The sequence below is a fragment of the Gordonia otitidis NBRC 100426 genome, assembly GCF_000248075.1.
In the GTDB taxonomy this organism is placed as follows: Bacteria; Actinomycetota; Actinomycetes; order Mycobacteriales; family Mycobacteriaceae; genus Gordonia; species Gordonia otitidis.
In genome coordinates this window covers 1-21,175 of the sequence record NZ_BAFB01000191.1, presented here as the reverse complement: position 1 = coordinate 21,175, position 21,175 = coordinate 1, and the positions used below count along the sequence as shown (strand labels likewise).

The 21,175-nt window shown below is 66.4% G+C and carries 20 protein-coding genes; 8 read left to right on the top strand and 12 right to left on the bottom strand.

The window, feature by feature from the left end:
• Positions 1 to 117: 117 nt before the first annotated feature.
• Genes GOOTI_RS18865 through GOOTI_RS18855 form a run of 3 tightly spaced genes read right to left on the bottom strand, consistent with a single transcriptional unit; the run spans position 118 to position 1,760 of the window.
• Positions 118 to 807, bottom strand: a complete 690-nt coding sequence (locus GOOTI_RS18865; protein ID WP_005179533.1) for a helicase associated domain-containing protein — start codon at positions 805 to 807, stop codon at positions 118 to 120.
• Between the two features lie 57 nt (positions 808 to 864).
• Complete coding sequence (locus tag GOOTI_RS18860) at positions 865 to 1,053, bottom strand: hypothetical protein (protein WP_005179548.1); 189 nt, start codon at positions 1,051 to 1,053, stop codon at positions 865 to 867.
• On the bottom strand, positions 1,050 to 1,760 hold the full coding sequence (locus GOOTI_RS18855) for a helix-turn-helix transcriptional regulator (protein ID WP_229742889.1): 711 nt from the start codon (positions 1,758 to 1,760) through the stop codon (positions 1,050 to 1,052). Before GOOTI_RS18855 ends, GOOTI_RS18860 begins: the two co-directional genes overlap by 4 nt.
• An 837-nt stretch (positions 1,761 to 2,597) precedes the next feature.
• Here GOOTI_RS18855 and GOOTI_RS26900 point away from each other — a divergent pair.
• Positions 2,598 to 3,155: a hypothetical protein gene (locus GOOTI_RS26900; RefSeq protein ID WP_005179554.1), complete on the top strand. Its 558-nt coding sequence runs from the start codon at positions 2,598 to 2,600 to the stop codon at positions 3,153 to 3,155.
• Positions 3,156 to 3,298: 143 nt separating this feature from the next.
• Here GOOTI_RS26900 and GOOTI_RS18845 read toward each other — a convergent pair whose 3' ends face one another.
• The 6 genes from GOOTI_RS18845 to GOOTI_RS18820 all read right to left on the bottom strand — a co-directional run bounded on the left by GOOTI_RS18845 (position 3,299) and on the right by GOOTI_RS18820 (position 9,042).
• Positions 3,299 to 3,640: a hypothetical protein gene (locus GOOTI_RS18845; protein WP_005179558.1), complete on the bottom strand. Its 342-nt coding sequence runs from the start codon at positions 3,638 to 3,640 to the stop codon at positions 3,299 to 3,301.
• A gap of 312 nt (positions 3,641 to 3,952) precedes the next feature.
• On the bottom strand, positions 3,953 to 4,543 hold the full coding sequence (locus GOOTI_RS18840) for a cadmium resistance transporter (protein ID WP_005179560.1): 591 nt from the start codon (positions 4,541 to 4,543) through the stop codon (positions 3,953 to 3,955).
• Positions 4,544 to 4,636: 93 nt separating this feature from the next.
• Entirely contained in the window at positions 4,637 to 6,214 is a 1,578-nt protein-coding gene (locus GOOTI_RS18835; protein ID WP_005179563.1) for a DHA2 family efflux MFS transporter permease subunit, read from the bottom strand.
• Complete coding sequence (gene lspA / locus GOOTI_RS18830; RefSeq protein WP_005179567.1) at positions 6,165 to 6,695, bottom strand: signal peptidase II; 531 nt, start codon at positions 6,693 to 6,695, stop codon at positions 6,165 to 6,167. The genes GOOTI_RS18835 and lspA overlap by 50 nt, the downstream gene beginning before the upstream one ends.
• On the bottom strand, positions 6,692 to 8,656 hold the full coding sequence (locus tag GOOTI_RS18825; RefSeq protein ID WP_006902503.1) for a heavy metal translocating P-type ATPase: 1,965 nt from the start codon (positions 8,654 to 8,656) through the stop codon (positions 6,692 to 6,694). Before GOOTI_RS18825 ends, lspA begins: the two co-directional genes overlap by 4 nt.
• Positions 8,653 to 9,042: an ArsR/SmtB family transcription factor gene (locus GOOTI_RS18820; RefSeq protein WP_005179570.1), complete on the bottom strand. Its 390-nt coding sequence runs from the start codon at positions 9,040 to 9,042 to the stop codon at positions 8,653 to 8,655. Before GOOTI_RS18820 ends, GOOTI_RS18825 begins: the two co-directional genes overlap by 4 nt.
• A 208-nt stretch (positions 9,043 to 9,250) precedes the next feature.
• Between GOOTI_RS18820 and GOOTI_RS18815 the strand changes: the two genes are divergently transcribed.
• Entirely contained in the window at positions 9,251 to 11,413 is a 2,163-nt protein-coding gene (locus GOOTI_RS18815) for an MMPL family transporter (protein ID WP_007240197.1), read from the top strand.
• Between the two features lie 135 nt (positions 11,414 to 11,548).
• A complete protein-coding gene (locus GOOTI_RS18810) occupies positions 11,549 to 11,770 on the top strand; it encodes a hypothetical protein (RefSeq protein WP_005179582.1) in 222 nt (73 codons plus the stop codon).
• A 612-nt stretch (positions 11,771 to 12,382) separates the two neighbouring features.
• Here GOOTI_RS18810 and GOOTI_RS18800 read toward each other — a convergent pair.
• Positions 12,383 to 12,760, bottom strand: a complete 378-nt coding sequence (locus GOOTI_RS18800) for an ArsR/SmtB family transcription factor (protein WP_005179587.1) — start codon at positions 12,758 to 12,760, stop codon at positions 12,383 to 12,385.
• 124 nt (positions 12,761 to 12,884) lie between these two features.
• Between GOOTI_RS18800 and merA the strand changes: the two genes are divergently transcribed.
• From merA to merB, 3 genes are read left to right on the top strand one after another with little or no spacing between them, the layout of a single operon-like run.
• Positions 12,885 to 14,321, top strand: coding sequence for a mercury(II) reductase (gene merA, locus GOOTI_RS18795; protein WP_007240196.1), 1,437 nt, complete (start codon positions 12,885 to 12,887; stop codon positions 14,319 to 14,321).
• A gap of 24 nt (positions 14,322 to 14,345) precedes the next feature.
• Positions 14,346 to 14,897 (top strand): MerR family transcriptional regulator, encoded by a 552-nt coding sequence (locus GOOTI_RS18790; RefSeq protein WP_005179589.1) that lies wholly within the window; start codon positions 14,346 to 14,348, stop codon positions 14,895 to 14,897.
• A complete protein-coding gene (gene merB / locus GOOTI_RS18785) occupies positions 14,839 to 15,480 on the top strand; it encodes an organomercurial lyase MerB (RefSeq protein WP_005179592.1) in 642 nt (213 codons plus the stop codon). Before GOOTI_RS18790 ends, merB begins: the two co-directional genes overlap by 59 nt.
• A 964-nt stretch (positions 15,481 to 16,444) precedes the next feature.
• Here merB and GOOTI_RS18775 read toward each other — a convergent pair.
• Positions 16,445 to 19,069: an AAA family ATPase gene (locus GOOTI_RS18775; protein ID WP_005179594.1), complete on the bottom strand. Its 2,625-nt coding sequence runs from the start codon at positions 19,067 to 19,069 to the stop codon at positions 16,445 to 16,447.
• A gap of 217 nt (positions 19,070 to 19,286) precedes the next feature.
• Here GOOTI_RS18775 and GOOTI_RS18770 point away from each other — a divergent pair, with 217 nt between their 5' ends.
• Both GOOTI_RS18770 and GOOTI_RS18760 read left to right on the top strand, forming a co-directional pair.
• The gene (locus tag GOOTI_RS18770; RefSeq protein ID WP_005179596.1) at positions 19,287 to 19,481 is read left to right on the top strand and encodes a hypothetical protein; all 195 of its coding nucleotides are present in this window, start codon (positions 19,287 to 19,289) and stop codon (positions 19,479 to 19,481) included.
• A 596-nt stretch (positions 19,482 to 20,077) separates the two neighbouring features.
• Positions 20,078 to 20,812 (top strand): DedA family protein, encoded by a 735-nt coding sequence (locus GOOTI_RS18760; protein WP_007240195.1) that lies wholly within the window; start codon positions 20,078 to 20,080, stop codon positions 20,810 to 20,812.
• Here GOOTI_RS18760 and GOOTI_RS25300 read toward each other — a convergent pair.
• A partial coding sequence (locus tag GOOTI_RS25300) for a bile acid:sodium symporter (RefSeq protein ID WP_007240194.1) occupies positions 20,696 to 21,175 on the bottom strand: 480 nt, incomplete at its 5' end. The genes GOOTI_RS18760 and GOOTI_RS25300 overlap by 117 nt on opposite strands.

Below are 21,175 nucleotides of genomic sequence, written 5' to 3'. Positions count from 1 at the left end.
CGATCGGGAACCCGTCGATCCTTGCGCCGCGCGGGGGAGAGCTCGAACCCTGTGCGGCGACGTAGCGATGCAGATGCGCGAGCCCGACCTCGAACCGTCGGTCATCAGGACCACCCATTACAGGCCACCGATCGTGCCCTGAGTCGAGCTGGTTCGGATGGTCCACTGCCAGTCCGGGAACTCGGTCTCGATACGGCGGATCCGCTCGGCCGACAACCGGCCTTTGCGGTAGTCGGCGCGGCGGCTCTGGATCCAGGTGCCGATCGGGAATCCGTCGATCACATCACGCCGGGGGGCGTTGGGGGTGCCGTGCGCGGCGACATACCGATGCAGGTGCCCGATCCCGGTCTCGAACGCGGCCGCGAATACTGCGGTCTGAGGGGTCCATTGCCAGTCAGGGAATTCGCGCTCAAACACCTCGATCCGCTCCGCAGACAGTCGGCCTGTGCGGAAGTCGGCGCGACGATCCCTCGTCCACTGCCCCAACGGGAATCCGTCGACCACCTCGTCGTAACCCACGCGGCTCGTCCCATGGGTGGCGACGTAGCGGCGCAGATGCGCCAGGCCGACGTCGAACATCGCCTCCCGTACGTTCCACCGCCAGTCCGGGAACTCGGTCTCGATACGGCGGATCCGCTCGGCCGATAACCGGCCCCTGCGGTACTCGGTGCGCCGGCTGCCGACCCAACTCCCGATCAGAAATCCGTCGATCGTCGAACCGTGCGGCGGCGAGCTCGAACCGTGCGCGGCGACGTAGCGATGCAGATGCGCGAGCCCGGCCTCGAACCGCTCCTCATAACTACTCATTCGAAGCTCTCCAGCTCACTCGATCAGCACCCCGGATCAGCGTCATCGGTTCCAGTCCTAGAAGTACACGGAACGGACGATCACGAACGAGATCGCAGCGGCAACGCTGGGCAGCACGAAGATCGCTGCCAAGATCGCCACGAAACGGACGGTTGTGGCCGTCGACCGCATCGCCTGGCCGATCGTTTTCCATGCGTACTTCGACCACGTGTGCGGCGGCCACGGTGGCGGTGTGCTCGCAGTCATGATTTCGCCTCCTGGGCAGCCTTTTTGGACTTCTTGCGTTCGTTCAACCTGCGCTTGCGCCGCGCTACGCGTCGTCGCGCCGCCCTCTCCTCGGTGCTGAAAACACCCGTCAACCCATAGTGGTGATGCTTGACGTACCCGAGCTTCGCGGACAGGTCTTCCTCCCACCGCAGTCGCTCCTCTATCAGGCCAGCGGCCATCAGCTCCTGGATACCCTTTGTCACCGTCTTGCCTGAGATCCCGTACCAGTCCTGCATCTTCTCCCGGAGGAGCTCGACGTCAGGCTTCTTCGTTGTCTCCTTCAAGACGATCAGCAGCACCGCGAGGGCGGCAGGACTCAGCGTCGCGAAGTGCTGCTCTGTCCAGAACTCATGAGGGAGGGTGAAGTAGGCGTTGTACCAATCCTTCTTCTGACCAGCCGGTGCAACGTAGTCGTCCTTCCCGTCCTCGCGACGCGGGACGATGCGGGTCAGTCGCCCTTCCCTTTTACGTTCGACCAGTCCCAGTTCCTCGAGCTCGCCCCACGTTCGCGACAACGTAGACGGCGACCAGGTGAGCGCGTTCGCTGTCCCCGGCCCCTCCGCGGTCAGTGCGCGAACCCACACCTCGGCCGCCAGCGGAGTGTGTCGCAAGGAGAGCCACGGCCACCACGTCAGCAGCAGCAGATAGAGGACCAGCGCGCGGTGATGCCGACCCTTCGTCAGCACGCCCACCGTGCTCGGCCGCGGCTTCGTCTCATCAGGCTGTTGGACGAGGACAAACCGGTTGACTGAGTACCTGCGCGGCGACCAAGAGAGCAACTTCTCCCGCGTCGCACCTGGGCTCGGTGCGGGTGGGGGAGGCGAGGGGACCGTGCCAGATCCAGACGCCGGAATTTGCTTGTCCATGAGCGTCAGCTTGCCACGAAACGGGAACCTATCGAATCCGGATCGGAAGCCTGCCGATTGCGGTGCCGTTCCATCTCATAGGGAATGCGATACTTAGTGCGATGCTAAGTGCGACACTTATGCGACGCTGATGCGAGATGCCACACCTCGATTTTGCAGATACGCGTAGTCGCTTGTTTCGCGACAAGACCAGTGAGGTGATCTCAGATTTCTGTCGATCCGGCGTTGGTAACCCGGCGGATTGGGCATGTAGGCGTCCGGCGGTGCGCTTCGCGACTCGCTATCAGTGCGAGGAGCCGGTCGCCGATCCGTAGCTGATGTAGAGGCGGCGGGATCGTGTTGCGGTGGGAACCTCGGCAACGCGGCCGCGTCGAGCTGGCGACCTGGCCCTCATCGTGCGGGCGGCCACCCGGCCAACCCGCCGGGAGCTCCGTACTACACCGCTAATGAGCTCGACGAGGCCCAGGCCCAGGCCCAGGCGCACGCCGACCAGACCGGAGGACGGGTCGACCGGCTCGCGTAAGTCGTAAACCCGTCTCCGGTGCGCTCTGCCGCCCTCCCTCGACGGTCGGTTGCCGCAGAAGTGGCGTCGTCACGTCCGGTAGCCGTCTCGACGTTTTCAGGCCGCGTCGGACCCCTCGCATAAGGTTGTTCCCCATGCTGACAGCCTGGGCCGACGAAAGCGGGTCGCGGCCGGACATGGACCCCGGCGCGTACTTGATGTCGGCCGCCCTGTGCGATGAAGAAGACGTAGACGCCCTCCGTCACAGGATGGAAGCTCTACGCCTAGCCGAGCCTAAAGTGCACTGGCACGGCAGCAGCGAACAACGCCGAACTGAGCTCGTCACTGCGGTCGCGCAGCTCCCTCTGACCGGGTTCGTTGTTGTGCACGTTGACAAGGACTCCTCGGATCGGCGACACCGACGAAAGTGTATGGAGTTCCTACTCCCACATCTCGCTGATATGCCGTGCTCCACGATCACTCTCGAATCACGCGGTCAACAGGACGCCAGCGATATGGACATGCTGCAAAAGCTCCGCGCGCAACGCGCCGTGGCCTCGACACTGCGGATCGATCATGCTGTCGGTCGTAACGAACCGGCCCTGTGGGTTGCCGATATCGTGTGCGGCGCCGTCGTGCAACATCGCTGCGGCCGCGGGGACTACCTCGACATACTCGGCGCCGGAGTCGAAATACACACCATCGGCCCCTAAAAGACCGCGAGCCACAGGCCTCGTCGTCCGGCGAGTAATCCTGTGGCTCACTTCCAAACCCACCGCAATGGGCTGGCTACGGCTCCGATTGTAGCCTCACTACGTGGCTACACGCCACCCACGCCCGACGCCGTGAAGGCTTGTCACACCCTGTCCCTCCAGCGCTCGTTCGCCGACTGCCGTGTCATCCCGGCCGCTGCCCCGATGTCAGCCCATGACCGGCCCAAACGGCGAGCCCTAGCCACCGCGACGTCGAGTCGCGCGTCAGCCTCCCTGCGGGCATCCGCGGCGGCGCGGATCTCGGCCTCGACATCGAGAGGGTCGAGATGGTCACGCTGCCACACCGCGCGTGCGGCCTCCGCGACCTCAGGCCGATCGTCGGCATCGACGTCGCTGTCGGGGGCGAACACGCGATGCCGGGCGAGGTCCTCGAGGGACGCTGAGGGCACCCGCGCCCACTGCACCGGATCGGTCCAGGTCGACACCGCGGAACTGGACCGGCTGGCGCAATCGCACCGCAACAACCAGCCGACAATCTCGGCCGACGGCCGACGACGATCATCGTTCGGCCGCCGCTAGGCGCGGTAGAAGCCCCACGTTGCCGGAGGCCTTGAACTACGTCGATGGTAGTAGTGCCACAGTGGTAGTAGTGCCACAACGGTGCAGCGCCCCTGAGCACAACCATGGACCAACCGAAGGACGGCTGTCTACCGGTTACGGCCTCGAATAGCACTTCATTCTTTGGAGCCGATCGCCGCTGTCCTCCGTGATCTGGGCCGTGCAGACCGGGACGACGGTCAGAGGCCGAATGCGCCGCCGCTGACGAGGATGACGATTCCGAGAACGATCAGCACGAGCGGGAACAGGATGTGTTCCCACCGTTCCAAGATCTCGGCGATGGCCTTGCGGGTGGTGAGGAACTTCGCGGTGAACACCAGCACGGCGACCAAGAGCAGGAACACGACCGAGTAGGCGACGATCGCCGCTGTACCCACGGTCGCGAAGACCGGGACGTAGACGCCGATGTTGTCGCCGCCGTTGGCGAAGGTCACCGCCGCCACCGTCCAGACCGCGACCTTCTTGCCCTCGAACCGTTCATCGTCGTCGCCGTTGTTGCGCCATGCTCTCCAGGCGGCGAGCAGACCGAGCAGCAGAGGAATGAGCCCGAAGTAGGCGATGGCTTCTTCGGGCAGCAGCGCCGTGACTCCCAGCGCTACGAGGACCGACGCGGCGAGGATCGCTCCGAAACCGAGATATTGTCCGGTCGCGATGGCGGCCGTTGTTCCGCGGGTTCCCGCGCCGCGGGCGAAGAACAGCGAAAGCACGATGATGTCGTCGATGTTGGTCACCAGGAAGAGTCCGATGGCCTGCAGGATCGAGGTAACCATTCCGGCGGATGCCCTTTCTCTGGGAGTGCACTGCTGCTCGGCTGACACGCAGTTGTGTCGCGTGCCGTAGCCGCTGTCATGGGAGTGGCTATTTCAGTTTCGATCACGCGCCGGTGATGTCGGCGCGGGCGCAGGAGTGTGGTTGGGGAGTTTGGCGGCGATGGCCGCGGCCAGTAGTGCGCTGATGGCGGCGCTGGCAAGGAACACTGCGGACATGGCGTGGCTGTAGGCGTGGGCGCTGGACGCGGCCAGATCGGCGCCCGCTGGGCCGGGAATCTGGGTCGCGGCAAGTTGCGCTCCGGCGATGTTGTCACGCGCCGCGCTGACCACTGGTTCGGGCAGGCCGCTCAGGTGGGGGTCGAGGTCGCGGGTGTAAACGACGGTGAGCAGGGTGCCCAGGATCGCGACGCTGAACGCGGCACCGACCTGTCGAATGGCCATCAGCAACCCAGCTCCTGCGGCGCTGCGATGCTCGGGCAGGCTCGCCATGACCGCGTCGACAGCCGGCGCCAACGCCAGCCCGGCTCCCAGGCCCACGGTCGCCAGGCACACCGCGACGAAGCCGTAGCCGGAGTCGACGGTGATGCGGGATGCGAGCACGAATCCGGCCGCGGCGATCACCATGCCGGTGGCGATCGGGATTTTGGCGCCGAGTCGGGTCACGATCTTGTCCACAGCGGCTGCGGCGACGATGATCGCCAGCACCAGAGGCACCAAGCGCAGGCCGGTGCCGAAGGCGTCGTGGTAGCGCAGTATCTGCAGGTATTGCGGCAGCACGAACAGCACGCCGACCAGGGTGAAGGTGCCCGCGGTTGCGGCCAGGGTGGGCCAGGTGAAGGCCGGATTGGTGAACAGTGCCAGATCGACCAATGGGTCGCGGGCACGGCTTTCCCACACCAGAAATCCCGCGATCAGCCACACACCGGCCGCCAGAGCCGCGAGCACGACGGGATCGGTCCACCCGTACGCGGGAGCCTGGATGATGCCGAATACCAGCGCCGCCGTACCGGGCACGGCGGTGAGGATCCCGAGCCAGTCCAACGCCGGTGCATGCGGGTCGACCGATTCGGGCAACAGCACCACACAGGCAACCAGGGCGGCGACACCGACCGGGACGTTGATCAGAAACACCGAGCCCCACCAGAAATGCTGCAGCAGCCAGCCACCGACGATCGGCCCCAGCGGCAACCCGACACCCAGTGCACCGACCCACACCGCGATCGCGCGGCGACGCTGGTCGGGGCCGAACAGGGTCGGCAGGATCCCCAGCGACAGCGGCACGATGATCGCGGCCCCGATGCCCATGACCGCGCGGGCGGCGATCAGCGAGCCGGTGGACCCGCTGAAAGCGGCCCAGGCCGAGGCGGCGACGAAGGCGACCAAACCTATCAGCAGCAGCCGTTTGCGACCGTAGCGGTCACCGAAGCCGCCGGCGGGCAGCATGAGCGCGGCGAAGACCAGGGTGTAGGCGTTGACGATCCACTGCAACTGGGTGGTGCTCGCGCCGAGGTCTTGGGCCAGGGTGGGCAGGGCGACGTTGAGAACCATCAGGTCCAGCCCGACGGTGAGCAGGGCGACGACCAGCGCCGCCAGCCCTGCCCACCGACGTGACGGGCCCGGCTCAGTCCCGGTCGTCGGCGTGGTGTTCGGGTGAGAGTGGTTCTCGCTCATCGGAGTTTCCGATCAGAGTGGCGATGATGAGGGCGGTCGCGCCGAGCACGATGAAGGTGTCGGCGAGGTTGAAGGTGGGCCACCAGCCGGTGTGCAGGTAGTCGGTGACCACACCGTCGGGGGCCCGGTCGATGACGTTGGCGGCGGCACCGCCCAGGATCGCGGCGAGCGCGACGCGGGTGAGCAGGTTCGCGCGCGGCGCGACCACCCATCCGCCGACCGCGACCGCGGTGGTGATCACCGTGGTGAGCGTGAGCATCACCCAGCTCGGTGCGTCGGCGGCGATCGAGAACGCCGCTCCCGGGTTGAACGCCAACTTAAGGTCCACCGGACCCGCCTCGATCGGGGCCCCGGCCAGCGTGGTCTGCGCCCACGCTTTGAGCGTGAGGTCGATACCGGCCAGCGCGGCCGCGGCAGCGACCCACCGCAGTCGCCGCCCCCACCGCGACACGGTGGGAGCAGACGACGCGGTGGCGGTCACGCGGGCGCTCCGGCCAGTACCGGTGCGGGCTTTGCCGCCGAATCGGTCAGCGAGGCCAGGGGTTTGGTGCGTCCGGCGCGGACACCGTTGGCGATGACGACGATCTCGGCGAGTTCGTGCACCAGCACCACCGCCGCCAACCCGAGAATCCCGAACAGCGCGAGCGGGATCAAGATCGTGATCAACCCCAACGACAAACCGACGTTTTGCAACATGATCCGGCGAGCCCGACGAGCGTGCTCGAGAGCCCGCGGCAGGTGCCGCAGGTCCTCACCCATCAACGCCACATCCGCGGTTTCGATAGCGACATCGGTGCCCATCGCGCCCATCGCCACACCGAGGTCGGCGGTTGCCAGTGCGGGGGCGTCGTTGACGCCGTCGCCGACCATCGCGGTGAACCGGTCGCTGCGCAGTTCGCCCACGATGTGGGCCTTGTCCTCCGGGCGCAGATCCGCGTGCACGTCCTCGATCCCCGCCTCAGCGGCCAGAGCGGCGGCGGTGCGGGCGTTGTCACCGGTGAGCATCGAGACCCGGATTCCCAGCGCGTGCAATCGGTCGATGACCTCGTGTGCCTCGGGCCGCAGTTCGTCGCGCACAGCGATCGCACCGATCACCTGGCCGTCGAGCTCGATCAGCACCGCGGTCGCCCCCGCGTGCTGCATCCGTTCCACATCGGCGGCCAGAACACCCGGTTCGATCCAGCCCGGACGGCCCAGCCGCGCCCGGCGTCCGTCGACGCGGCCGGTCAACCCGGCACCGGTGACCGCCTCGACGTCGGTGGCGGGAGTGACGGTGTCGACGGCGGCGAGGATGGCGCGGGCGAGGGGATGTTCACTGCGCGATTCCAGCGCGGCCGCGACCGCCAGCACCCGGTCCCCGTGCACACCGCCGGTGGCGGCGATCTCGACGACGGCAGGCTTGTTCGCCGTCAGCGTGCCGGTCTTGTCCAGCGCGACCTCGCGCACCCGGCCCATCGCCTCGAGTGCGGCACCGCCCTTGACCAGCACACCCAGCTTGCTCGCCGCACCGATCGCGGCGACCACGGTCACCGGCACCGAGATCGCCAGCGCGCACGGTGAGGCGGCGACCAGCACCACCAGCGCACGTTCGATCCAGGTGACCGGATCCCCGAAGAGCGCGCCAATCACCGCGATGGCTGTGGCGGCGATCATGATGCCGGGCACCAGCGGTTTGGCGATCTTGTCGGCCAAGCGTTGAGCGTCGCCCTTGCGGGCCTGCTCGGCCTCCACGATCCGCACGATCCGTGCCAGGGAGTTGTCCTCGGCGGTCGTGGTGACCTCGACGGTCAGCACACCGGTGCCGTTGATCGCCCCGGCGAACACCTCCGCGCCCGGCCCGGCTTCTACCGGTACCGATTCGCCGGTGATCGCCGAAACATCCAGCGCGCTACGCCCGTCGACGATCACCCCGTCGGTCGCGACCCGCTCACCGGGGCGCACCAGCATCCGATCCCCGACGCGCAGCTCGGCAGGGGCGATGACGGTTTCGGTGCCGTCGCGTAGCACGGTGGCCCGGTCCGGTACCAGGTTCAACAGGGCGCGCAGCCCGCGGCGGGTGCGCGCGACCGCGTACTCCTCGAGGCCCTCGCTGATGGAGAACAGGAACGCCAGCATGGCGGCTTCGCCGACCTCGCCGAGGATCACCGCGCCGATCGCGGCGATCGTCATCAGCGTGCCGACACCGATCTTGCCCTTGGCCAGCCGTTTGAGCGTGGAGGGGACGAAGGTGTATGCACCGACGAGCAGTGCGGCGATCTCCAACCCCAACTCGACGGCGCGTGGGCCGCCGGTCCAGCCGACGATCAGTGCCGCGACCAGCAGCACTCCGGCGACCGCGGCGGCGCGCAGTTCACTGACTTCCCAGAGCTTTTCGGGTTCGCGTTCCTCGGCCTCGCCGTCACCGGCGGGTTCGTCGTGGCCGCAGCCGCATGCGTCGCTCATGCTCGTACCTCCGCGCTCTCCGTCTCGGTGGTGGAGTCGGTGCCGTAGTTCGGGCACAACGCCACCGCATTGCCTGTCGCCGCGAGCAAGGTCTCTGCCGAGGCGAGTAGGTCCATCAACTCCGGGCGGGCCAGGCTGTAGAACACCTGCCGCCCTTGCGGGCGGCCCACGACCAGCCCGCAGTCGCGCAGGCACGCTACGTGCGCCGATACCGTTGACTGAGCCAGTCCGAGCCCGGCCATCAGGTCCAAGACCCGCGCTTCCCCGCACGCCAGCCGGTGCACGATCGCCAACCGTGTCGCATCGGAGAGGCTGTGGAACAGGGCCACCGCCGGATCCAACCCCTGCGTCTCGACGAGGCAACCCCCGCCATCATTAATCGCCATAAAGCGATGATAGCGGCGAAAGCTATTGATATCGAGTGAGAGTGTGATTAATCTCGTTTCAACGATTACATCGTGATATGGCGATCAATTCGTGGTCGCTACGGAGGGAGAACGCGTGAACCAGCAGAAGTCCGCCGTCGTCGAGAACTCGCCTCAGCAACCATCGCCGCCGGGCTCGCCCGGAGTGCTATATCGGTGGGGCGTTCTGATGGCCCGGCGCAGACGTGCGGTCCTGGCGGTCTGGGGACTGCTGCTGGTGGTGTGCGCGGTGGCCTACCCGCTGCTCGAGAACCGGCTCGGTGCGATGGATTTCGGTGTCGAGGGCTCGGAGTCCACCGAGGTGGATCGCCTGGTTGCCCGGCACTTCCCGCAGTTCGGTACGGAACAGGCGGTCATCGTGCTGCAGTCTGGCGCGGTCACCGCCACCGACGCCGAGTTCCGTGCAGCGGTGGCTCGCACGATCACCGCCGCCACCGCGGTCGAGGGCGTGGTCGACGTCGTCGGCCCCTACGACGGGCTGCCCGGATCCCAGATCTCGGCCGACGGTCACGTCGCGATCGCGCTCGCCGGCATGGACGGCGACATGGCCGAACGCGCGAAAGTCGCGCGCGACCTGCAAGACGCCATCGCCACCACCGGCGACGATTCCATCGACGTAGGGGTCACCGGGTACTCGGCGGTACAGAACGCGGCCACCGAACTGCAGAACGCCGACCTGGCCCGCGCCGAGGCAATCGGCATCCCGGTCGCGCTGGTCCTGCTCGTCCTCGCCCTCGGCGCCCTGGCCGCAGCGGCGGTCCCGATCGCAGTGGCCATCGCCGGGATGCTGACCGCGGTCGGAGTGTTGTTCACCCTCACTGCTGTGACCGCGTTCGATTCGCTGACCGTGGCCATGGCCACCATGGTGGGCCTCGGCGTCGGTATCGACTACGCGATGTTCATCGTCAGCCGCTTCCGCGAAGAACTCACCCACCACACCGGGCCAGACCATGCCGCGATCAGCGGCGCCGTCGGTCGCTCCCTCGCCACAGCAGGCAAAACGATTCTGGTCTCGGGCTTGGTGGTGATGATCTCGCTGTGCGCGTTGATCATCATCCAGGCACCGATCTTCCGTGGCATCGCCATCGGCGTCGCCACCGCCGTCACCAGTATGCTCACCGTCGCCGTCACCCTGCTACCCGCCCTGCTCGCCGCCTTGGGCCCGGCTGTCAACCGCGGTAGTCTCCCGGCCCGCTGGCGCCCTGCCGACAGCGCCACCGACGCTCCCGGCGTTCTCGGTGGCCGCTGGGCGCGCTGGGCGTATCTCGTCATGCGCCGACCCGTCCTCTTCGGCACCGCGGCCGCAGCGGTGCTGGTCCTCGCCGCGCTGCCGGTATTCGGGATCCGCTACGGCCTCGACATGGGCACCACCGCCCTCGACGACACCCCGACCGGACGCGCCAGCACCGCATTGAACACCAACTTCCCGCCCGGAGCACTCTCCCCGGTCGAGATCATCGCCACCGGCCCCAGCGACACCCCACTCACCGCAGACGCCGAAGCACGGGTCAACCGATTCCTGACCGAGATCGACGGCGACGCCCGCATCGACACCGTCCTGCCCGCCCAGCTCAATGACGGTCGAATGCTCGCGATGGCGATCCCCTCGGTCACCTTCGACTCGATGGCCGCCACCGACCTCGTCCGCGACCTGCGCAACACAGCCGCCGGCGCAGCCGGAGCCGAGATCCGCATCGGCGGCAGCACCGCCGAATTCGTCGATCTCTCCGACGAAATGACCACCAAACTTCCGCTGGTCGTAGCCCTGGTGCTGACCGCCTCGCTGGTCTTCCTCATCGCCGCTTTCCGCAGTATCGCCTTACCCCTCAAGGCCATCGCGATGAACCTGCTCGCCACCGGCGCCGCCCTCGGTATCACCGTCGCGGTGTTCCAGTGGGGTCTGGGCGAGAACGTCCTCGACTTCACCAGCCCCGGATTCGTGCAGGTCTACCTACCCACCGTGGTGTTCGCGCTACTGTTCGGGCTCTCGATGGACTACGAGGTGTTCCTGATTCGTCGCATCCGCGAATACTGGGACGCCAGCGGCGACAACCAGCGCGCCGTCGCGGCCGGGCTCACCCACACCGCACGCCCCATCACCGCGGCCGCCGCGATCATGATCGCCATCTTCGCAAGCTTCCTCACCGCCGACATCCTCGAACTCAAACAACTCGGACTCGCCCTTGCCGTCGCCGTCGCCATCGACGCCGTCCTCATCCGCCTCGTCCTCGTCCCCGCCCTCATGCGCCTGCTCGGCGGCTGGAACTGGTGGCTGCCCGCCCTCAGGTTTCGCCCACCCAACACTCGCGCACCACGGGCCGCCGCTGAGTAGCGCGGCGATCAGACCAGGTTGATTCGTCGCGGACACGGGACCGGCCGCCGGGGCCACACCGCCCTCGGGGGCAACCGTCACGGCCGGTCTGACCTTCGAGTCGAGTCGAAGGTTCAGGGTCGCGGGGTGGTGATGATGCGTATTACCCAGCTGGCGCGGCGGAGCGGTGTCCCTGCCACCAGCTGCGGCTCTACGTCGGATCTGGCCGAGTTCGTGGAGGCCGGACCGTTCCTGGAAGCGTTCCTCGTGTTGATCGTCATCCCACTGACGCTGGCGTGGCTCACCCCAGGTGTACCGCGCGCCGGGACCGGGCAGCGGGTCTCGGCGCGCGGTGAGCACCGGCGATGGCGCCGTTGATGGCTACGGTGCTGATCACCGTGGTGGCCTCGCAGGCGCCAAACTCGGTGACGGCCTGAGCCAGGTCGCGGCGGTGGTGCGGGCCGGAGTGCCCGCGTCGCCGGAAGGTGTGGCTGCGCAGCCCTCATCGCAGCCGCGGGCGCGAGTCATTGGCGGGACCAGATCAGTCCGAGGAGCCCGAGTCCGATGGGCGAATCCGAGCGGTTGGAGCCATGACAGGCTCACCAGCAGCGTGCCGCTGCTCAGTGCTACGGCCGCGATCAGCAGCGGGGCACCACCGCGCAACAGCCCAGGCAGCAGTGCCGCGGTCCCGATGCAAGCCCGCCAGCGGCGTGTCTAGGTCGCAGCAGCCACAACGGCCTCCCCCGCAGCTCGCCGAGCCACCGCTGCCTGGCGCTGGGTTCGGTGTCGATGGGACAGGGCAGCAGGGGGATTCGCTGCGCTCGAGCAGGTCTTCGCGTCCGGCCGCCAGCGCGGCGGCCAGGGTGTCGCCGGACCGCGGTGAGTTCGGCGAGCTCGGCATCGACCTCGGCGAGCTTGACACCCAGTCCCAGCCGCGGTGAACCCGCCGACGGTGAGCGGCTGCCGAGACGTGAGGGCTGTCGAGGGCGTTCATGTCCGGTCACCGTCCGGTACCTGGTCGATGCGGGTGCAGCACGTCAGGGCGGCGGCGTTGTCGGCCGCGAGCAACCGGGCGAGCAGCACCAGTTCGGCCACGCGCGGGTCTCCGACCGTGTACCGCAGCTTCTTGCCGTCGCGGCGCGCGACGATGTATCCGCAATCGGCCAGACACGACAGGTGCACCGACACCCGCGGCTGGGAGATGCCGGCGTGGGCGACGCAGTCGGCCGAGGTGCGTTCGCCGGCGAGGATGTATTCCAGCAGCTTCAACCGGGTCGGATCCGACAGGGCGCGAAAGAACTTCGCCGTCGTATCCAGATGTGTGCACGCCAGCTCGTCGCCGGGCACGGCGGTCGTGGACCGGGACATGGGGCACCTCCACACCACTTGAACTATTCGCTTAAGCGCATAGTATGAGCCCTGTAGGTATTCGTCAATGCGAATAGCAGCCGTTGGCTGGCGACGCGGTTGCTCAACCCCTCAGGAGGCAGGCGTGGCCACGACACAATCCCGTCCGGATCTGGCGATCGTCGGGTCCGGTTCGGCGGCGTTCGCCGCCGCTATCGCCGCGGTCGGCCACGGCAGGTCCGTGGTGATGATCGAGCGCGACACCGTCGGTGGCACCTGCGTGAACGTCGGGTGTGTGCCGTCGAAGACGTTGCTGGCCGCCGCGGAGGCCCGCCACGCCGCAGCCGCCGCCGACCGGTTTCCCGGCCTGGGTGCCGCTGCGGTGCCGCTGGATTTTCCGGGCCTGATCGCCGGTAAGGACGCGCTGGTCGCGCAGCTGCGGGCAAACAAGTACATCGAGCTGGCGGGCGAGTACGGGTGGGAGATCGTCTCCGGCACGGCAGTGTTCGACGGCACGAGTGCGGCGCCGGGGTTGCGGGTCGGAGCGAACGACGGCGGGACCCGGGTGATCGAGGCTGGCCATTACCTGATCGCGACCGGTGCGACGCCGTGGATCCCGCCGATCGACGGTCTGGTCGAGGCCGGGTATCTGACCTCGACCACCGCCATGGACCTGAAGCGGCTCCCGGAGTCGCTGATCGTGATCGGCGGCAACACTGTCGGGCTCGAACAAGCCCAGTTGTTCGCCCGCCTCGGCACCCGGGTGACGGTGATCGAGGCCCTGGGGCGGCTGGCGCCGGGCGAGGAACCGGAAATCTCGGCCGCGATCGAGGCTGTCTTCGCCGATGAGCATATCGCCGTGTTGACCGCGGCCACCGTCGAGAAGGTCCTGGCCGGTGGCGGCCACAAGCTGGTGAGCGTGCGCACTCGGGCCGGGGTCAGCGAGCTGCGGGCCGAACACGTGTTGGTCGCGACCGGTCGCCGCCCGAACACCGCGGGGCTGGGCCTGGAGGCGGTCGGGGTCGGTGTCGACGGGCGCGGCGCGGTGATCGTCGATGACCGTCAGCGCACCGACAATGCCCGGATCTGGGCGGCCGGGGACGTGGCCGGGGGCCCGCAGTTCGTGTATGTGGCCGCCGCGCAGGGAACGCTGGTGGCCGACAACGCGTTCGCCGACGCGGATCGGGTCCTGGACTACGCCACAGTGCCGCGGCTGACGTTCACCAGCCCCGCCATCGCCGCCGTGGGGCTCACCGAGGCCGAGGCGGTGACGGCCGGATACCGGTGCCGGTGCCGGACGCTGGCGTTGTCGAGTGTGGCGCGGGCGCTGGTCAATCGCGATACCCGTGGCCTGGCCAAGATCGTCGCCGACGCCGATACCGGCCGGATCTTGGGCGTGCACGCGCTGGCCGAGGGTGCCGGAGACCTGATCACCGCCGCCGGATACGCGATGACCGCGGGTATGACCGTCGACCGGCTCGCCCACAGCTGGGCGCCGTATCTGACCATGGCCGAAGCGTTGAAACTGACCGCCCAGACCTTCACCACCGACGTGACGAAACTGTCCTGCTGCGCAGGCTGACGATCTCCTCCAGGAAAGGCCGAGATGAACGGGCACATGACGATCGGCGTGTTGTCGGCGCGGACCGGGGTGAGGGTGAAGGCGTTGCGTGAATACACCGACCTCGGGCTCATCCACACCCTGGGGCGCAGCGCGGCCGGCTACCGCCTGTACACCGATGACGCACTGTGGTGTGTGCGGTTCATCGGCGAGCTGCGCGGGCTTGGGCTCACCATCGCCGAGATCTGCCAGCTCACCGATGACGCCGTCGATAGTGGAGACGGAGCGGTCGGCGCGCGTCTGGCCGAGCTACTGGAGCGGTCGCGACAGCGGCTGCACCGCCGGATCAGCGACGCCCAGCAGATCCTCGACCGCATCGACGACTTCACCAGCATCCACCGTGCGCGGTGGGCCGCCGACGATGTGTGCTGGACCGAGGTCCGTGCCGATGCCCGACGCGGGCTTGACTCTGCCCCCGGGGGCAGACCCTACCGTCATCGACATCGCACCCGACGCATTCTCGGAAAGGCTGACTCTCATGAGCACCGACTCCATTCCCGCCGACGTTTTCGCCACGATCGCACCAGCCGACCGTGACCGGGCGCTGCTGCGGGCCGCGCTGCGGCTGCTGGCCCACGGAGCGCCGGTCACCGTCACGGAGTTGGCGGCCGCAGCCGGTGTCGACGCCGGAGATCTCGAAGAGACACCGATCGGCGCCGACATCGAATACGACGAGCAGGGCCGGGTCCTCGGGTGGGGATTGACCCTGAATCCGACCCCGCACCGATTCACCGTCGCAGGCCATCAGCTCTACACCTGGTGTGCGCCCGACACGCTCGTCTTCCCCGCCGTGATCGGGGCGAGCGCACACGTCGAATCCGAGTGCCCGGTTACCGTCAGCGCCGTGCGATTGACCGTCGATCCAGTCACGGGAGTCACCGACCTGCAACCGGCCGCCGCGATGGTGGCCTTCGTCGACCCCGCCGGGATCCGGGGCGGGCAGGTCCGCGCCACCTGCTGCAATCCGCAGATGTTCCTGGCCACTCCCGACGCCGCCGAGCAGTGGCGATCCGAGCATCCTGGGATGACCGTGCTACCGGTCGCCGACGCCTACACCCAGCTCGCACGCCCACTGGCCGAGGCGCTCATCGACCCGGCCGGCGAGGCGCCGTGCTGCTGACTCAGAACAGGGTGTCGCGCACCCACAAGGGCCGGTACCCGGTCGGGCCGAGCTGGGCGAGTTCGGCGTCGATATCGGTCTTGAACGCGCCGAAGAAGACCTCCGATCACACCAAGAGGTCAAGCCGCGATCTCGAAGGACGCGTCCTGAGCGGGCCCGAACGCCTTGATCGGGTCGTAGTGCTGACCGGTTTGCAAGCAGTAGTGGAGCTGCCCGAGCAAGCGGTCGAAGAGGTGCCGAAGCGCAGCGGCGTGCCGATCGCCGCGGTCGCGTCCTCGGCGTTAATGGTCTTGGGGTGCGCCGGCTTTCGCCATCGCGGCGAACGCCCAAAGGAATCCTGCAGCGTTGAGTCGGTTGTTCTTCACCACGCGGCGGGTAATCGAGATGCTGCGCCCGGAGGCCCGCGTGATCAGCACAGAACCGGCGTAGGTCCTTCAGCGAACGGGCGTCGGTGAACCGCTCGCGGTCGTCGCCGATCTCGCCGAGCACCCGAGCGCCGGAGAGGTCAGCCAGGCCAGGAAAACTGGTGATCACCGCGTAGTCGGGGTACTGCTGGAATGCCTCGGTAGTGGCCTCGGTGAGCTGATCCACGGCGGCGCATTCAGCATCGACGCCACCCAGCAGCGCGAGGGCCTGGCGGCCGAAGGCATCCGCTGATCTACAGATCGAGAGTCAGGGTGGCGGTGCGCGCTCGAGATACGCACGGGTAGATGACTCCGGTGACGAGCGCTACTGACACGAGTGACGAATCCCCAGGTCGCCAACTGACATCCAAATGACGGATCTCAGGCCACGTGTTGCATCTGATGCAATATGCAGGGGCTTACTTGACATAAGATAAGTTATCGGCGAATTGCTTTGCACTGCAATATGTTTCGTCACCAGTGACGAAAGTGTGCCGGAATCACGGGATCGAACGCATCGACGTGGTGCAACCGGTCGAGTTCGACGGGGCACGGTCGCTTTAGGGCGTTGGTGGGTCGACGGACACTTTCAACTTCAACGTACGTCTACTGAATGGGACCCGGCCTCCCTCAAGGTGTTCCAACGCCAAGGCGTTAAGTTCGTACCGCTCGAGTGAACCCACCGCTTCGATCTGGCCATGTCCGGCGGTTGCTTTCATCGTCACGATCTGCTCCGCATCGCCGCTCACGACTATGCCCGGACTGCGGGTGGCAAACAGATATTGGCGGCTGCTGCGCAGCGAACGTAGACGATCGACGAGGTACTCCTCGATCCACGGGGCGTGCAGCGCATCCTCTGGTTGATCGACGAGCACCGGTGTGTCACCGTCGGCGAGCAAAATGACCAGGATGGCCGTGCATCGCTGGCCATGAGCGAGTTGTTCGATCGCCGTGTAGGTTTGGTCGCCGGGCTTCTTGAACTTGATGGTGAGGACATCGGGACGGTCGATGGCCTGCAGATTCAGTAGGTCCTCCCACAAATTGCGTTCGTCGATGTTCGTGAGCAGCTTGGCGAGACTCGCCATGTCGATTCCATGATCGATATCTACGAGTTCGGCGAGGTTATGCGACCACATTGAGCGGACGAACCTCAGCGGATGCGTCCGAAGCGCGAGTTCATTCAGGAAGTCCTCCCTGACCCGTGAGCCCACCTTGATCAGGTCGAGCGCACGGCGAAACTCAGACTGGTCCCCTTGGTTGGGAACGTCGAGCTTGACGAAGCCAGCCGCCTTCGCGTTGAGGTCTATGACCCGCGCCCGGCGCATGTCCCGCCGTGTGCGTCGCGCAGCGTGAAGGGCGTCGGTGAGGTCATGTCTTTCCTGCTCCAGTCGAGCCAGATCGGGCCGAGCGCGATGTTCAAGCGCGGCCCTGGCAGCCTGGAGTTGAGTGAGTTTGGACTGCAACTGTTCGAGGCTCGCGCGCAAAGCCGTAAGAGATGCTTCCGGATCAATCTTGTCGAGTTCTTCATCGAGGCGGATCTTGAACTCGTCGAACCGCGTTCTCCACTGACCCTCAATGCGCGCCATGGCCTTCGCAGCCTCGGCGATCGCTTCGAGAATCTGCGTGCGTCCCGTGTCGAGGCGTTCGCGTAGAAGTGCCAGCACGGCATTGGCTTCGAGGAACAAGCCAGCGTTCTCGCCCACTGACTCGTGCAATTCGGCTTCGGGCAGATTGAACGCGGGCGCGTCGAGGTCGGCGAGGTCGTTCCGTGTGCCGTGCAAGCTGGTCTGCTCTGCGGTCCACCCCGACTGCTCCTTCACCGTCTCGGTTTTGAACAGTTCCTCGAGTTGGCGAACTTGTTCGCCAAGTTCCGCCCCGCCAGCGGTCTCGGATTCTAATCGCTGGACGCGTTGCCGAGCCGCGATCAGTTTTCCGGCGTTGACCCGCAGGCCCCCGATCGCGGCTTCGATGGAGGCGTTGACCGCCTCCAGGTCGATCGACGCGTCAACCAGGGCCATGCGACCAACCGGCTCTCGGGAGTACTCGAGGATCTCTCCTTGCGAGAACGCCGCGATCGGGCAGATGAGGGCGGGGTCGTCGTTGATTTCAGCCCAGTCGCTTCCGGTCTGTTGCAGGACGCGGGCAGCTGGCGATCCGCCGGCGTTGTACGTCCGCTCCATCCGGTATCGCACGCCGTCGCCGGCGACATGCACGACGACCGTGCTGTTGTTCATCAGCGCCTTGTCCATCCGCGAGTCGATCTCGGTTCGAATGTGAGGAAAAGCGATGGCGTCGACCTGCTGGCTCAGAACGAATCGAATCGCCTCCAGTACCAAAGACTTGCCCGCCCCCGTGCCGCCAAGAAGGCAATTTAAGTCTGGCGAGAAGCGGATGCGTTCGCCGCCGAGGAATCCACCCAGGAACTCAATGTCTTCGATGCGGGTGTAGGTGGTCGGAGCTGGCTGCTGCAGCAAGACGCGCAACTGCGGGTCGGCGAGCGCGTGGCGGAGTCCAATCAGATCCGGGCGGCTGGCCTTTATCCAGGTGCGGCGCGCACCGATTCCGGACAGCGCATGATGGCTTTCGTCCTTGTCCCAGGTGTCCGATCCGCGGACGAAGGCCATGTTTCGTTGCTCGCCGAGTTTGTTACGGACGTCGTCTGCGGTGTCGAGGTGAACGATCTCAACGGCGCAGACGTCGTCGTGCAGCAAGATCTCCCTGACGTGAGCCGGAACCGTCAACCGCATCAGCCCTTTGTCCTTCTCGATGTGGGCAGGTATGGCCAACCCACCGGAGGCTGCGATCTTCGTCGCGGCGTCGGCGAAGCCAGCGTTGGCGCTGATGTCCAATTTGCCGCGGTCTGCTTGGCCGATGTTGAGCTTCACCAGGACCTCTTCGATCAGCGCCGGGTCAGTTCCTTGCTCCCAGATGGCGAGCAGATGGCCCTCGTTGGTGCTGATCTCGACCCCGGGCAGGACGACGAGTGGAGTGCCGACCGCTGCGTCGGCGATGTGACTACACCAGGAGACCGTGTTGTGGTCTGTGATGGCGATAGCGTCAAGGCCGGCGGCAAGCGCGGCCTCGACAATGTCTCCGGGCGTGCCGTAATGCTCGTCCTTGGCGTCGCTAGAACCGGGCGTGTGAACGTGCAGATCAACTGCCCAGAAGCGCGCTGCAGCAGTCATTGATCGACAACCCTCCGATCGCCTGAGAAAACATGGGGCAGGCTGACACGCAGTCGGCTAACGCTGCGAAACCTCGATCGACGATACAGAGACTGCCAGTCCGCATCGAGCCGTTTGCGTTCTGTCGGCCCCGGTCATAGGTCAGAAGGAAAGTGAGGCGCACATCCCTGACTTCGGCGAGCCCGGCCCCTCAGAGATCTGGCAGATCGGTGTCGCGATGACACATCTGACCCGTCACACCACCACCCCTGACGAGTGCTACTACCTGATCTGGGACGGCTGTCCCGACGTCGAGACTCTCTGCGAGCGGATCGGTGCCACCAGAATCGACCTCACCGACGAGGCAGGCGTGGCAAGCATCGCCAGCGGCGCACATAATCTCCGGGTGTGGCGGAACTGCCCAGTAGGCTAGTCAGGAGGGCTACTGAAGGGGGCGACATGAGTCCGTCGGAGAGCGATAGTACCGACTCCTCGAAGAAAGTTCAGGCGGCTACCGCGCGGATCGCCGCCCAGGCTGTTCCGAGAATCGATTTGACCCCCTCCACGATCAGCGCGATCAACAAGGCTGCAGCTCTATCACCCGTCTACTACCGTGCCCGGCCAGAGTCGTTGGAAGCGCTGCGCAGCGTTCTCAGCGCCATCACGGGGTGCTGCTGAACCGTCGCAGGCGCGGTCAGTTGAGCACCTGCGTCAGGCCCCCCTCATAGGCAACCGCGCCACGCAACGCAAGGCACATAGCGGTGCGTGGCGGAAACCAAATGAAGAAGTGTCACCACCAAGACCCCTCACTCTGTCACCTATGGCCTGATGCAGAACTGTCACCGATGTCTTGCGAGATGACAGCCTGTCATCTCCACCACTACCACCTGGATCGAATATGTGTTCTACACTAGCCGACCCCACCGACAAGTTCGGGCGGCATCTCGCGGAGACATCGGCGAGCTCGGCACCGCGACGACCGGGTCTCCTCTGCGGCGTGGAATCCCGGGCTGAACTAACCTCGGGCAGGTGCATTCCATCGCCGACTGGCTGATCGATTTGATCAGATCGGTCCCGGTGTGGGCGGTCTATCTCATTGCCGGTGGCGTCGTGTTCTCAGAGACCGCGGTCGTCTTCGCGGGGCTGATCATGCCCAGTGAGGCGTTGCTGTTGGCGTCAGGGGTGGCGGCAGCTGTCGGCGACACCAACATCGGCGTCTTGATCGTGGTGGCGTGCGTGTGCGCGATCGCAGGCGATGCGGTCGGCTTCTCGTTCGGACGAATCGGCGGACCGCGCCTCATGGAATCGTCGCTCGGGCGGCGATTCGGCGAGCAGCGGTGGGAACAGACCCGCATCCGCCTCGACGAGTCGGGCATGGTGATGGTCGCGGCGAGTCGCTGGGTGGGGTATCTCCGCACGCTGATGCCCCGGGTCGCGGGAATGAGCGGGATGCGGTTCGCGAAGTTCGGTGTCGCCGACATCGTCGGAGCGGTCAGCTGGGTGACTGCGGTGCTGCTCGTCGGCTACTTCGCGGGCGCTGTTCTCGGCGCGACGATCCTGCTCTACGTGGTGATCGCGCTGGTCTGCTGTGCGGTGATCTACGTGCTCGTCATGTTCTACGTTCGGCGGCGACGCGTCGCGCAGGCGTCAGGCGGCGTCGACGGCGTCGTGGGTGCGACTGTAGCGGGTGGCCAGCCAGGAACAGAGGATGAGCTGGATCTGATGAAAGATCATCAGCGGCAACACGATCAGCCCGACGACTGACCCGCCGAACAAGACCGTCGCCATCGGCAGACCGGTGGCGAGACTCTTCTTGGTTCCGCAGAATTGGATCGCAATCGCGTCGGCGCGGTTGAATCCCAGTCGCCGCGCACTCCACCAGGTGAGTGCGAGCATCACGATGACCAACACGGTGGCGATCACCGCGACGGCGACGACCTGCCACGCGCTGACGATCGACCAGATCCCGTTGCGCACGCCTTCGCTGAACGCTGCGTAGACGACGAGCACGATCGACGCCCGGTCGACGAACTTCGTCGGCTCGGCGTACCGCTTGAGAAATGGCGTCACCAGCGGCCTGCAGAGCTGGCCCCCGATGAAGGGAACCAGGATCTGCAGCAGGATCTC